This is a genomic window from Pseudoxanthomonas sp. CCNWLY206-1 (genome assembly GCF_039710385.1).
Lineage (GTDB): Bacteria > Pseudomonadota > Gammaproteobacteria > Xanthomonadales > Xanthomonadaceae > Pseudoxanthomonas_A.
This window is the reverse complement of the sequence record NZ_JBDKXI010000002.1, coordinates 571162-584963: the sequence shown is the minus strand read 5'-3', so window position 1 is coordinate 584963 and position 13802 is coordinate 571162. Positions and strand designations below refer to the sequence as shown.

Below are 13802 nucleotides of genomic sequence, written 5' to 3'. Positions count from 1 at the left end.
GGAGCTTGCTCCGCTGCCTTTCCTCGCAGGCTAGGGGTCAATGCGTCGTCGCGAAGAGCAGCCGAGCAAGCTCGGCTCTACAAAAGCACGGATGATCTCCTTGTGGGAGCGACGTGAGTCGCGACCGGAAACATCAACGTCGCGACTCACGTCGCTCCCACAAGGGATCTATCCCTATTTAATTTTTATTGCCCGCTTCGGATGTTGCGTAGAGCGGAGCTTGCTCCGCTGCTTTTCCTCGTTGGCTAGGGGTCAACGCATCGTCGTGAAGAGCAGCCGAGCAAGCTCGGCTCTACGAAAGCACGGATGATCTCCTTGTGGGAGCGACGTGAGTCGCGACCGGAAACATCAACGTCGCGACTTACGTCGCTCCCACAAGGGATCTATCCCTGTTTAATTTTTATTGCCCGCTTCGGATGTTGCGTAGAGCGGAGCTTGCTCCGCTGCTTTCCTCGCAGGCTAGGGGTCAATGCGTCGTCGCGAAGAGCAGCCGAGCAAGCTCGGCTCTACGAGAAGCGACTGCGTTGAGTTCGGTTGCGAAGCACCCGATTTTTTGTAGGAGCGCCGTCTCGGTGCGAGCTCTTGCTTGATATTGCGATCTGATAAGAGGAGCTCGCGGCGGGACGCCGCTCCTACAGGGTGGTATCGCCGAACACCTATCGCTCTCGTTCGCTTACAGGTCTTCGCCGTGAATGCCGCATTCGCGCTTCAGGCCGAAGAAACGGGTGTCTTCTTCGCGCATGCCGGGTTCCCAGCGGGACGTGGTGTGGAAGTCGCCAATGGAGACATAGCCCTGTTCCCATAGCGGGTGATAAGGCAAGTCGTGCTTCTTCAGGTAGACCCAGATGTCGCGGTCGGTCCAATCGGCGATGGGATTGACCTTGAGGCGCTCGCCGCGCAGCTGCAGCACGGGAGTGTTGGCCCGGCTGCTGGACTGGCTCCGGCGCAAACCGGTGAACCAGGTTTTCACTTCCAGTTCTTCCAGGGCGCGCTTCATCGGCTCGACCTTGCGCAGGTTGTTGTATTCCTCGATACCCACCAGGCCTTGTTCCCACAAGCGGCCATGACGTGCTTCCATCCAGGCGCGGCTGACCAGCGGGCGGAATACTTGCAGGTTCAACTTGAGGCGCTCGTGCAGTTCGTCGGCGAAGCGATACGTTTCCGGGAATAGATAACCGGTATCGATCAGGATCACCGGGATGTCCGGCTTCTGTTGCGTCACCATGTGCAAAAGAACCGCGGCTTGCGCGCCGAAGCTGGAGGACATGGCCGGATTGGCTTGCCCGTGCTCGAGTGCCCATGCCACGCGCTCTTCCGCCGTGCGGCTTTCGAGCCAGGCGTTCTGTTCCGCGGTGTTGTCCTTTTCGTACGGCCCAGTGGCTGGTTGGGTGGCGCTCATGCGTGCAATTCCAGTGCGATCTGTCGGTGAGTGGGGTAGGGAGGTAGAGCGACGATGCCGCTGCGATGGAGGTAATCGCCAAAGCCTTCGCCGTCTTCGCGTTCGGTCGCATAACGCGCGAACAGCGGTTCTAGCGCGTCGAGGATTTCGGCTTCGGTAATGTTCTCGCGGTACAGCGTGTTGAGACGCTGGCCACGGTGATCGGCACCCAGCATCAGGTTGTAGCGGCCGGGTGCTTTGCCCACCAGCGCGATCTCGCCCAGATACGGACGCGAGCAGCCGTTGGGGCAGCCGGAAATGCGCAGCAGGATCGGAGTGTTGTGCAGCCCATGTTTTTCCAGCAGCGGCTCTAGCTTGGTGGTGAAATCGGGCAGGTAGCGCTCCGCTTCGGCCATCGCCAATCCGCAGGTAGGCAGTGCCACGCATGCCGCAGCGGCGCGCGCCAAGGCGGTACCGGTGCGCAGGCCAGTGTCCAAGCCATGCGCGCGCACCAGCGCGTCGATGCGGTCGCGTTCGCCCGCCGGCACGCCGGCGATCACCAGGTTCTGGTTGGCGGTCATCCGGAACTCGCCGCGATGCACGTTGGCGATTTCGCGCAAGCCGGTGAGATGAGGCGCATGCGGCCGATCAGCGATACGGCCGGCGGAAAGGTGCAGCGTCAGGTGCCAGCGACTGTCCTCACCTTCGACCCAACCGTAGCGGTCGCCATTGTGATCGAAACGGAAAGCGCGTGCCGGTTGGAGAGAGATCCCGGCACGGCTTTCAATCTGTTCCACAACAAAAGCCAGTCCGTGGTCATCGATGGTGTACTTGAAGCGGGCGCGCTTGCGCAGCACGCGGTTGCCAAAATCACGCTGGGTTGTGACCACCGCGGTAGCGACCGTCAGCAACTGGTCCGGTGTTATGAAGCCGATGACGTTGGCAATGCGCGGATAAGTTTCGGCATCGCCATGGGTGGCGCCCATGCCGCCGCCGATGGTGACGTTGAAGCCGATCAGTTCGCCGTTTTCGATAACCGCGACAAAGCCCAGGTCGTTGGCGAACACGTCCACGTCGTTGACCGGCGGCACCGCGAAGCCGATCTTGAACTTGCGCGGCAGATAGGTGGCGCCGTAGACCGGCTCTTCTTCTTCGCCGCTGCCGGCCACGCGTTCTTCGTCCAGCCAGATTTCGTAGTAGGCGCGGGTGTTGGGCAGCAGGTGTTCCGATAGCTTCGCCGCCCAACCCTGGACCTGCGCATGCGCGCGCGATTCCAGCGGATTGGCCGCGACCAGCACATTGCGATTGACGTCGCCGCACGCGGCCAGCGTATCGATCAATGCGGCATTGATGGCCTGCATGGTCGCTTTCAGTTCACGCTTGATGACGCCGTGGAACTGGAAGGCCTGGCGGGTGGTGATGCGCAGCGAGTGATTGGCGTAGCGGGTTGCGATGTCATCCAGCTTCAGCCATTGCTCCGGCGTGACCACGCCGCCCGGCGTACGCGTGCGGATCATGAATTGATAGGCCGGTTCCAGCTTCTGGCGACGGCGTTCGTCGCGCAGGTCGCGATCGTCCTGCTGGTAGCTGCCGTGGTACTTGATGAGCGTCTGGTCCGACTCGCGCAGGGCGCCCGTGACCGGATCGGCCAAGCTATCCAGCAAGCTGCCGCGTAGGCGCTTGCTTTCGGATTTGATGTCTTCTACGGAGTGGGTGCTCATGGTGTTTTGTTCTGTAGGAGCGACGTGAGTCGCGATGGCATGCGGCAGGAAGGGTGATCGCGACTCACGTCGCTCCTACAAGGAAACTTCCGCTCAATACACATCACGGCTATAGCGTCCCTCCGACTGCAAGCGGCTCAGGTATTCGGTGGCGCCTTCGGCATCCAGCCCGCCGTGCTGGGAAACGATGTCCAGCAACGCGGTGTGCACGTCCTTGCCCATGGCGATGGCGCCGCAGACGTAGAAGTGGGCGCCGTTCTGCAGCCACTCATAGACTTCGCGGCCTTGTTCGCGCAGGCGCTGCTGGACGTAGATCTTGCTCTGCTGGTCGCGCGAGAACGCCAGGTCCAGCTTGTGCAGTTCGCCCTTGCGCAGGGCGTCCTGCCATTCGGTCTGGTAGAGGAAGTCGCGGTTGAAATGCTGAGCGCCGAAGAACAGCCAGTTGCGGCCCTTGGCGCCGGCTTCCGCGCGTTCCTGCACGAAGGCGCGGAACGGCGCGACGCCGGTGCCGGGGCCGACCATCAGAATGTCGCGCGCGCTATCGGCGGGAACACGGAAGCGTTCGTTGGCTTCGATGTAGACGGGCGCGGTGTCGCCTTCCTGCAACGCCGACAAGAAGCCGCTGGCAGCGCCGGAGTGAGCGTGGCCGAAGGCTTCGTAGTCCAGCACGTCGACAGTCAGGTGCACTTCTTCGCCCACACGCTTGCGGCTGGAGGCGATGGAGTACAAGCGCGGCGCCAGCGGTCGCAGCGCGGCGACCAGTTCCTGCGCTTCCCACTGCGTAGGCCAGCGGCGCAGCACGTCGATCAATTGGTGGCTGTTGAGCAACACGGCCAGGCCGACGTTTTGTGTGGGTGCCAGCAAATCATTCAGCTCGTCCGCTCGCGCATGCGCCGCATGGGTCGCCAGGAATGGGCGCGACAGCTTGGTCAGTTCGCGGCGGGCGGCCAGCCATTCGCGCAAGGGCAGTGTTTCGTCCTTCTCGGAGACGGCGGTTTCGCCATCCAGCTTCAACGTTTGCAACACCGCGTCGACCAGCGCGCCGGAATTGCGGTGGCGAACGCCCAGCGCGTCGCCGGGCTCGTAATGCAGGCCGCTGCCCTGCAATGACAGCTCCAAGTGGCGCACGTCCTTGCTGGACGGGCCGTGCTCCAGGAACCGGCTGCCCTTGAAGTCGCGGCCGCTGATGCGCTGGTTGAGCAGCAGTTCGGCGGCGAACGGCTTGTCATGCGACCACGCCGGCAATGCGGCGGCTGGACGCAGCGGAGTGACGGTGGCCAGCGGCGCGTGCGTGCTCTTCAGCAGATCGCGGGCACGCTCCAACGCCTGATCGCGCCATGGCGCTGCCACCGTGTCGATGTCCAGATCGGCTTCGCCAGCAGGAAGCAGGCGGCTGGCGCCCAATTCGGCCAAGCGTGCGTCCAGGCGTCGACCGATGCCGCAGAAGTCGGCATAGCTGGAATCGCCCAGGCCCAACACGGCGTATTTCAGTTCCGGCAGCTTGGGCGCGCGCTTGCCGGCGATGAATTCGACCAAGCCGATAGCGTCGTCCGGCGGGTCGCCTTCGCCCTGGGTGCTGATGACCACGTAGAGCAGCCTCTCGTTGGCCAGCTCGCGTTGGGGGTAGGCGTCGGCACGCAGCAGACGCACCTGCAGGCCGGCGGCTTCAGCATCCTGGGCCAGCTTTTCGGCTACTCGTTTGGCGTTGCCGGTCTGGCTGCCGTAGACCACGGTCAACCGCTGGCCGGGCGCCGCGGCGGCATTGGGGAGCGCATGGTTGGGCCGGGAGCCTTGCACGGCGGGCTGTACCTGGGCCAGCCCGGCGGCGTAACCGGACAGCCACCACAGCGAAGCGCCATCCAGTCCATCCACCACCCGCGCCAGTAACGCCTTGCGTTCTTCGGGCAAGGGACTGGGGGCTAGCGCGGGTTGGGAAGCGGTCACGGACCGGCCTGGGTCTGGTGGAGGAGGTCCTAGGCTAGTTATAGGGGGAGGTCAGCAGAAAGGACTTGTGGTTATGGCCTTATCGCTGTGGCTTATTTCTGCCGGACCCCATAAAACCGGAATACTCGCTGCTCCTTCCCGGCCGGCGCTGGGCCGGGGCTGATAATCTTCCTGGCCCAGATGCCGACCTTTCTGCGATCCGACCTTTGATGAGTGCCTCCCCCCCGTTATCCCACCTCGACCGCCTGGAGGCCGAGAGCGTCCACATTCTTAGGGAAGTCGCGGCCGAGTTCCGCAATCCGGTGCTGCTGTACTCGGTTGGCAAGGACAGCTCGGTGCTGCTGCACCTGCTGCTGAAGGCGTTCGCACCCGGTCCGCCACCGATTCCGCTGCTGCACGTGGACACGCGCTGGAAGTTCCGCGAGATGATCGCCTTCCGCGACCGCCGCGCTGCCGAGACTGGCGTGGACCTGCGCGTTCATATCAACCCGGACGGCATCGCCCAGGACATCGGTCCGATCAGCCACGGTGCCACCGTCCATACCGACGTGATGAAAACCCAGGGCCTGAAGCAGGCGCTGGACCAATACGGCTTCGATGCGGCCATCGGCGGCGCACGCCGCGACGAGGAGAAATCGCGCGCCAAAGAGCGCGTGTTCTCGTTCCGCAACGGCAACCACCGTTGGGACCCGAAGAACCAGCGCCCCGAGTTGTGGAACGTGTACAACGCGCGCATCAACAAGGGTGAGAGCGTGCGGGTGTTCCCGCTTTCCAATTGGACCGAGCTGGATATCTGGCTCTATATCTATCGCGAGAATATTCCGGTGGTGCCGCTCTATTTCGCCGCCGAGCGGCCGGTAGTGGAGCGCGACGGTGCGTTGATCCTGGTCGACGATGAGCGTCTGCCATTGCACCCGGGCGAGGTGCCGCAGTTGCGGCAGGTGCGCTTCCGTACGCTGGGTTGTTATCCGTTGACGGGAGCGATCGAGTCGGAGGCGGACACGTTGGAGAAGATCATCGCCGAGATGCTGGTGGCGACCAGTTCGGAGCGCCAAGGGCGGGTGATCGATCAGGATCCCACGGCTTCGATGGAGAAGAAGAAGTTGGAGGGGTATTTTTGATGAAGCCGGGAATGGGAAATGGGGAATCGGGAATGGGAACAGCCCGATTGCCGTCCAGCTTCTACCTCCCCCTTGGAAAAAGGGGGATTGAGGGGGATTTGCTCTTCGCTTCTCGGTTTGCTGTGCTGGCGTGGGACAACGACGGCATAAGCGAAAGCAGAAGCTTTCGCGCTGGTGCGCGAGTTACTTTTGTCTTGCCAAAAGTAACCAAAAGCGCCCGCGCCGGACGCGACCCGGGACCAAAAAGCGGTCCCGGTTCCCTGCGCTTCTCAGAGTGCGAGGCACGGCGCCCAAACTCGCTGCGCTCAAACAAGGGCGCCTCTTCGGCCTCGCCCTCTTGCGATGCTCGGTTCGCTCTAAAGCGCGGAGGGAGTAAGGGCAACAGCAACAGCAACAGCAACAGCAACAGCAACAGCAACAGCAAGCATGCTGAGGGACAGTCGCGGGAATTTGTTGGAATCTTCTTATGACCGCGAACACCGATATTGCTACGTACCTCAAGCAGCACGAAACCAAGCCGCTGCTGCGCTTCATCACCTGCGGCAGCGTGGATGATGGCAAGAGCACGTTGATCGGGCGGCTGCTGTACGACAGCAAGCGTCTGTTCGACGATCAACTGGCTGCGTTGGCATCTGACAGCAAGCGTCATGGCACCCGCGGCGGCGAGATTGATTACGCGTTGCTGCTGGATGGATTGGCGGCCGAGCGCGAGCAGGGCATCACGATCGATGTGGCTTATCGCTACTTCGATACCGAGAAGCGCAAGTTCATCGTGGCCGACTGTCCTGGGCATGAGCAGTACACCCGCAACATGGCGACGGGTGCTTCCACGGCCGACCTGGCGGTGGTGCTGGTGGATGCACGCAAAGGGCTGCTGACGCAGACGCATCGGCACAGTTACATCGTGTCGTTGCTGGGCATCCGCCAAGTGGTATTGGCGGTGAACAAGATGGATCTGGTGGATTTCGACCAGGCGGTGTTCGACCGCATTGCCGAGGAATATCGCGCGCTGGCCACACAGCTGGGCATTCCGGATGTGGTCTGCATTCCACTGTCCGCGTTGGACGGTGACAACCTGTCGGAGCGTTCGCAGCGCACGCCTTGGTATGCCGGTCCCAGTTTGCTGGAGCATCTGGAAACGGTGGAAATTTCCCGGCAAGACACTGGCGCGGGTTTACGGCTGCCGGTGCAGTGGGTTAACCGCCCGAACCAGAATTTCCGTGGTTTCGCCGGCACGATTGCGGCCGGCGAAGCGAAGGCGGGCGATCCGATCATCGTGCTGCCCTCCGGGCGCCGGTCGCGCATCGCAAAGGTGTTGGGTGTCGACGGCGAAATATCCCGCGCGGGCGAGGGGCAGGCGGTCACGCTGACGCTGGATGACGAAATCGACATCAGCCGTGGCGACGTGATTGCCGCGGCCGACGATCCGCCGGAGTCGGCCGACCAGTTCGCCGCCCATCTGCTGTGGATGGATGACACGCCGCTGCTGCCGGGCCGGCCGTACTGGCTGAAGATCGGTACGCGCACCGTGGCGGCCAACGTCAGCGAGATCAAGCACCGCATCGACGTGAATACGCAGGAGCATTTGGCCGCCAAGCGGCTTGGCTTGAACGAGGTCGGCTACTGCAACCTGAGTCTTGAAGAACCGATCGCGTTTGCGCCTTATGCGCACAACCACGCGCTGGGCGGTTTCATCCTGATCGATCGGCAGACCAATGGCACGGTGGCCGCGGGCACGCTGGACTTCGCCTTGCGACGTGCGGGCAACGTGCATTGGCAGCATCTGGATGTCGACAAGGCCGCGCGTGCACGCATCAAGGGCCAGCAGCCGCGGGTGTTGTGGTTCACCGGTCTTTCCGGCGCGGGCAAATCCACCATCGCCAATCTGGTGGACAAGCGTCTGCACGCACTGGGGTATCACAGCTTCCTGCTCGACGGCGACAACGTGCGTCATGGGCTCAACCGCGACCTGGGCTTCACCGACGAGGACCGCGTGGAGAACATCCGCCGCGTCGCCGAAGTCGCCAAGCTGATGACCGAGGCCGGCCTCATCGTGTTGGTCAGTTTCATTTCGCCCTTCCGTGCGGAACGGCGGATGGCGCGCGAGCGCTTCGGCGAAGACGAATTCCTGGAGATATTCGTGGACGTGCCGCTGGCGGTGGCCGAGCAGCGTGACGTCAAAGGCCTGTACCGCAAGGCGCGTGCTGGACAGATTCCCAACTTCACCGGGATCGATTCGCCTTATGAAGTGCCGGAGCATCCGGACCTGCACCTGCAGGCGGGCGAGGAAAGCCCGGAGCAGCTGGCTTTGCGCGTGCTGGAGAAGTTGGGATTGGATTAAGAGCGCCTTTGCTCGTGTAGGAGCGGCGTCCCGCCGCGAGCTCTTCGCTGCTATCGCGGTCTGACAGAAAGAGCTCGCGGTGGGACGCCGCTCCTGCTGGATCGCCTTCAGGACCCTGAGGAGCCACTACGCCGCAACAAGGCCCATTAGTCATGGCTCCCCGGCCCAGATCGGCAACACCGATACAGGGTAGGGCCGGTAAACTCCCGGATAACGAAAATTACGGGGTTGTCCATGTTGAGCCGGTCGGGTTTGTCTGCGGCGGTGGCCGTCTTGTCGGTGTTCCTGCTTGTCGCCTGCGGCAAGGACGGGAATGCCGCCAAAGCGGGTGGCGACGACAAGCCGGTCTCGGTCACGACCCAGAAGGTTCAACTAACGGCGTGGAATGACACGCTGGAGGCGCTGGGCACCGCCAAGGCGCGCGAATCGGTGACCTTGACCGCCAAGGTCAGCGAGATCGTCCAGGACGTGCACTTTGAAAGCGGCCAGCAAGTCGCCGCCGGTGAACGCCTGATCACGCTGAAAGGCGACGCCCAGCAGGCGGCGCTGGTGCAGGCGCAAGCGACATTCCTGGAAGCCGACCAGTTGTATCGCCGCCAGAAGGAACTCGCCGATCAACAGCTGGTCGCGCGCTCCGCGCTCGACACGCAGCAGGCATTGCGCAATGCCGCCGAGGCGCGAGTGAGGCAGATGCGTGCCGACATCGGCGACCGCACGGTTCGTGCGCCATTCGCCGGGGTACTGGGCCTGCGCCAGGTCAGCCCGGGTTCGCTGATCACGCCGACCACCGTGATCGCCACGCTGGACGACATCTCGCGGATGTACGTGGATTTCCAGGTGCCGGAAGCGGCATTGGGATCGGTGAAGGTCGGTAACGTGGTCACCGCCACCACCGCGGCATACCCCGGACGCGAATTCGAAGGCAAGGTCACGACGGTCGACGCACGCATCGATCCGACCACGCGCGCAGTGACCGTGCGCGCCGACTTCCCCAATCCCGACCACAGCCTGCGTCCCGGCTTGCTGCTGGAGGTCCGGATGTTCCGGCCAGAACGCCAGGCACTGGTCCTGCCCGAGATCTCCGTGGTGCAGGTGGGGCGCGATTCCTTCGTGTACCGCGTCAGTGCCGACGGCAGCGTGGCGCGAGCCGACGTGGTCACCGGCGGCCGTCGCGGCGGCAAAGTGGAAATCACCAGCGGCGTCGCCGCCGGCGACCGCATCGTCGTCGATGGCAGCGGTAAGCTGCGTCCTGGCATGAAGGTGGTCGAAGCCAAGCCGCAGCCCGCGGCCAGCGGCGCCGCCAAGCAGGGCTGACCGCGATGAATCTTTCGGACATTTCCATCAAGCGGCCGGTGCTGGCCGTGGTGATGAGCCTGTTGCTGATCGTGCTGGGCGTGATGTCCTTCATGCGCCTGACGCTGCGCGAACTGCCCAATATCGATCCACCGGTGGTGTCGGTGGAGGTGAACTACCCCGGCGCCTCGGCGGCGGTGGTGGAGACCCGCATCACCCAGATTCTGGAAGACGCGCTGGCGGGTATCGAAGGCATCGAGACCATCGAATCGCGCAGCCAGAACGGCAGTTCCCAGATCACTATCGAGTTCAAGCTCACTCGCGACATAGAAGCCGCGGCGAACGACGTTCGCGACAAGATCAGCCGGGTGGTGGACCGCATGCCCGATGAGGCCGACCCGCCGGAAGTGCAGAAGGTCGAAGCGGATGCGGACGTCATCCTCTGGTTGAACATGCGTTCGACCAAGATGGACACGCTGCAGCTCACCGACTACGCCGAGCGTTATATCGTCGACCAATTGTCGGCGCTGGACGGCGCGGCGCAGGTGCGGATCAGCGGTGCGCAACGCTATGCGATGCGCGTCTGGCTGGACCGCGGTGCCATGGCCGCGCGCGGGATTACCGCCGCCGACGTGGAAGCAGCACTGCGACGCGAGAACGTCGAACTACCGGCCGGGCGCATAGAATCCGACGCGCGCGATTTCACCCTGCGCGTCGAACGTGGCTACATGACCGCCGAGCAGTTCGCGCAGATGCCGCTGGTCAAGGGCGTGGACGGCTACGTGGTGCGCGTGGGCGATGTGGCGAAGGTGGAGCTGACCACCGCAGAACGTCGCGCTTATTTCCGCAGCAATGGCCAGCCCAACGTCGGCCTGGGTATCGTCAAGACATCCACCGCCAATGCGCTGGACGTCGCACGCGCGGCACGCGCCGCCGCCGAACGCATCCGACCCACATTGCCGCAGGGCACCGATATTTTCGTTGCCTACGACAGCACGGTTTTCATCGAAGCCTCGGTGGAGCGCGTGTATGCGACGTTGATCGAAGCGATGATCCTGGTGTTCGCGGTGATCTGGCTGTTCCTGGGCAGCCTGCGCGCGGCGCTGATCCCGGCGGTGACCGTGCCGGTCTGTTTGATCACTTCCTTCATCGCGCTGTATGCGTTCGGCTTTTCGATCAACCTGCTGACCTTGCTGGCACTGGTGTTGTGTATCGGACTGGTGGTGGACGATGCGATCGTGGTGCTGGAAAACATCCAGCGTCGCGCGGATCTGGGCGAACCGCCGTTGGTCGCGGCGCGTCGCGGCACCACGCAGGTGGCCTTCGCGGTGATCGCAACTACGGCGGTTCTGGTGGCGGTGTTCCTGCCAGTGGGTTTCATGGAAGGCAATACCGGACGGTTGTTCCGCGAGTTGTCGGTGGCATTGGCTGCGGCGGTGGCGATTTCCGCCTTCGTCGCGTTGACGTTGACGCCGATGATGTCGTCCAAGCTGGTCAGGCCGCATACCAAGCCAAAAGGTCTCAACGCCTGGATCAACCGGCAGCTTGGCCGCCTGAGCGACGGCTACGGCGGGCAGATCGCGCGACTGGTCGCCACGCGTCCGCGACGCATTCTGATCGTGCTGGCGGTCACCATGATCGCTTGCCTTGGATTGACCGCCCTGTTGGCTTCGCGGGTGCCGACTGAATTGGCGCCGCAGGAGGATCGCGGTGCCTTCTTCGTTTCCATCCAGGGGCCGGAAGGCGCCGGTTTCGACTACACCGTCAAGCAGATCCAGCAGGTGGAAGGCCTGTTCACAACCTTGATAGGCGACGACAAACCGATCCAGCGCGCCAACGTGCGCGTGCCGGGTAGTTTCGGCGCCAGCGAGGAAATGCATACCGGTCAGGTGATCGTATTCCTGCAGGACTGGGATAAGCGCGATGTCAGTACCACCGAAGTGCTGGAATCGGTGCGCGGCCAACTGGACAAGATGCCCGGTATCCGCGCGCAGCCTTCGCAGCGTACTGGCCTGGTGCGCGGTGGCGGACAACCGTTCCGGATGGTGCTGGGCGGGCCGGACTACAACGAGCTGTCGCAATGGCGCGACCGCATGATGCAAAGGATGGAACAGAATCCGCAGCTGTATGGCGTGGATTCGGACTACAAGGAAACGCGCCCGCAAATGCGGGTGAACATCGACCGCAATCGTGCAGCGGATCTCGGCGTGCCGGTGCAGGAGATCGGCCGCACGCTGGAAACCATGATGGGCTCGCGGCAGGTCACCACCTTCGTCGACAACGGCGAGGAATACGACGTGCTGATGCAGGCGGACCGCAGCCGGCGCACTTCGCCCGAGGATCTTGCCAACACGTATGTACGCGGCGGTGCTGGCGAGCTGATCCCGCTGTCCAACCTGGTGACATTGTCGGAAGTCGCCGAACCCGGCAGCTATAACCGCTTCAACCGCCTGCGTGCCATCACCCTCAGTGCGTCGCTGGCGCCGGGCTACACGCTGGGCGAGGCGATGACCTGGGCGCAGGAGGTGGCGCAAGAAGAACTGCCCGACTACGCGCAGGTCGATTGGAAAGGCGAATCGCGCGAGTACTTGAAAGCCGGTGGCGCGGTGCTGCTGACGTTCGGGTTGGCTTTGCTGATCGTTTATCTGGTGCTGGCGGCGCAGTTCGAGAGCTTCATCCATCCGCTGGTGATCATGCTGACGGTGCCGCTGGCGGTGCTGGGTGCGTTGATCGGTTTGTGGGTCACTGGCGGCACGTTGAACCTGTTCAGTCAGATCGGCATCGTGATGCTGATCGGCCTGGCGGCGAAGAACGGCATCCTGATCGTCGAGTTCGCCAACCAGCTGCGCGACGATGGCCGCAGCGTGACGGAGGCCATCGCTGAATCGGCGAAAGTACGTTTGCGCCCGATCCTGATGACGTCGGTGGCGACCGTGATGGGCGCTTTGCCGCTGGTGGTGGCAGGCGGGCCAGGTTCGGCCAGTCGCGCCACCATTGGCGTGGTGGTGATCTTCGGCGTGTCGTTTTCCACGTTGCTGTCGTTGTATGTGGTGCCGGCGTTCTACGCACTGCTGGCGCCGTTCACGCGTTCGCCTGAAGCGGTAGCGCAGCAGTTGGAGAAGCTGGAAGCGGAGACGCCTTCGGTGGGTGGACATGGCTGAGGTGTCAGCATGGAAGGACGTCCGTTTGGCGGGCGAGGGCTTCGTGCTGAGACGCTGGCGTGGCGAAGACCTGGAAGCGCTGCTTCGCCATGCCAATGACGCCAGGGTGTCGCGTGGCACCAGTGATCGCTTTCCCTTTCCGTATACCCGCCAGGATGGCGAGGATTTCCTGGCGGGCAAGGTGGTGGATATGAGCGATCCGGTGCTCGCCATCGAGATCGACGGCGAGGCCTGTGGCGGCATCGGCGTTCGCCCCAGTTCGGGCGAGCGCCGCCACGGCGCCGAACTCGGGTATTGGCTGGGCCACACCCATTGGGGCCAGGGACTGATGACGCGCATCGTGGCGATCTATGCGCCTTGGGTGATGGATCAGCTGTCCCTGTTGCGGTTGCAAGCCACGGTGCTGGACATCAACCCGGCGTCGGCGCGAGTGCTGCTGAAGAACGGTTTCAGCGAAGAAGGCGTGTTGCGCAGCGTCGTGATGAAGCAGGACGGCCTGCACGACCTGCGCATGTTCGCCACGTTGCGAGAGCTGTAGATCGCCTCCATTTTTGTAGGAGCGGCGTCCCCACCGCGAGCTCTTGGCTTCTATCGCGACATTCCAGGAAGAGCTCGCGGCCAGGAGGCCGCTCCGCGCCTCGATAGCCATTCAGCACACCCGATCAAGAGCGCGCCGCAGCGCGTCCGCGCCTCGATAGCCATTCAGCACGCGCGATCAAGAGCGCGCCGCAGCGCGTCCGGGTGGCGAACACGCTGCTTTTCGCTTCTACCGCGATCTGTCAGGAAGAGCTCGCGGCGGGACGCCGCTCCGCGCCTCCATAGCCATTCAGCACACGTGATCAA

8 protein-coding genes are annotated in these 13802 nt (G+C 63.3%); 5 read left to right on the top strand and 3 right to left on the bottom strand.

Annotated elements, in window-relative coordinates:
• Positions 1 to 673: 673 nt before the first annotated feature.
• Genes AADW18_RS06780 through AADW18_RS06770 form a run of 3 tightly spaced genes read right to left on the bottom strand, consistent with a single transcriptional unit; the run spans position 674 to position 5043 of the window.
• Positions 674 to 1399: a phosphoadenylyl-sulfate reductase gene (locus AADW18_RS06780; RefSeq protein ID WP_337342589.1), complete on the bottom strand. Its 726-nt coding sequence runs from the start codon at positions 1397 to 1399 to the stop codon at positions 674 to 676.
• On the bottom strand, positions 1396 to 3135 hold the full coding sequence (gene cysI / locus AADW18_RS06775) for an assimilatory sulfite reductase (NADPH) hemoprotein subunit (RefSeq protein WP_337342750.1): 1740 nt from the start codon (positions 3133 to 3135) through the stop codon (positions 1396 to 1398). Before cysI ends, AADW18_RS06780 begins: the two co-directional genes overlap by 4 nt.
• A 57-nt stretch (positions 3136 to 3192) precedes the next feature.
• Positions 3193 to 5043: an assimilatory sulfite reductase (NADPH) flavoprotein subunit gene (locus AADW18_RS06770; RefSeq protein ID WP_337342588.1), complete on the bottom strand. Its 1851-nt coding sequence runs from the start codon at positions 5041 to 5043 to the stop codon at positions 3193 to 3195.
• Between the two features lie 209 nt (positions 5044 to 5252).
• On the opposite strand from AADW18_RS06770, the gene cysD reads away from it, so the two are divergent.
• The 5 genes from cysD to AADW18_RS06745 all read left to right on the top strand — a co-directional run bounded on the left by cysD (position 5253) and on the right by AADW18_RS06745 (position 13497).
• Complete coding sequence (gene cysD, locus AADW18_RS06765; protein ID WP_337342587.1) at positions 5253 to 6164, top strand: sulfate adenylyltransferase subunit CysD; 912 nt, start codon at positions 5253 to 5255, stop codon at positions 6162 to 6164.
• 466 nt (positions 6165 to 6630) lie between these two features.
• Complete coding sequence (gene cysN, locus AADW18_RS06760; protein ID WP_337342586.1) at positions 6631 to 8505, top strand: sulfate adenylyltransferase subunit CysN; 1875 nt, start codon at positions 6631 to 6633, stop codon at positions 8503 to 8505.
• A 234-nt stretch (positions 8506 to 8739) separates the two neighbouring features.
• Entirely contained in the window at positions 8740 to 9819 is a 1080-nt protein-coding gene (locus tag AADW18_RS06755; RefSeq protein ID WP_337342585.1) for an efflux RND transporter periplasmic adaptor subunit, read from the top strand.
• Positions 9820 to 9824: 5 nt separating this feature from the next.
• The gene (locus AADW18_RS06750) at positions 9825 to 12959 is read left to right on the top strand and encodes an efflux RND transporter permease subunit (RefSeq protein WP_337342584.1); all 3135 of its coding nucleotides are present in this window, start codon (positions 9825 to 9827) and stop codon (positions 12957 to 12959) included.
• Complete coding sequence (locus AADW18_RS06745) at positions 12952 to 13497, top strand: GNAT family protein (RefSeq protein WP_337342583.1); 546 nt, start codon at positions 12952 to 12954, stop codon at positions 13495 to 13497. The genes AADW18_RS06750 and AADW18_RS06745 overlap by 8 nt, the downstream gene beginning before the upstream one ends.
• The last annotated feature ends 305 nt before the right edge of the window (positions 13498 to 13802 follow it).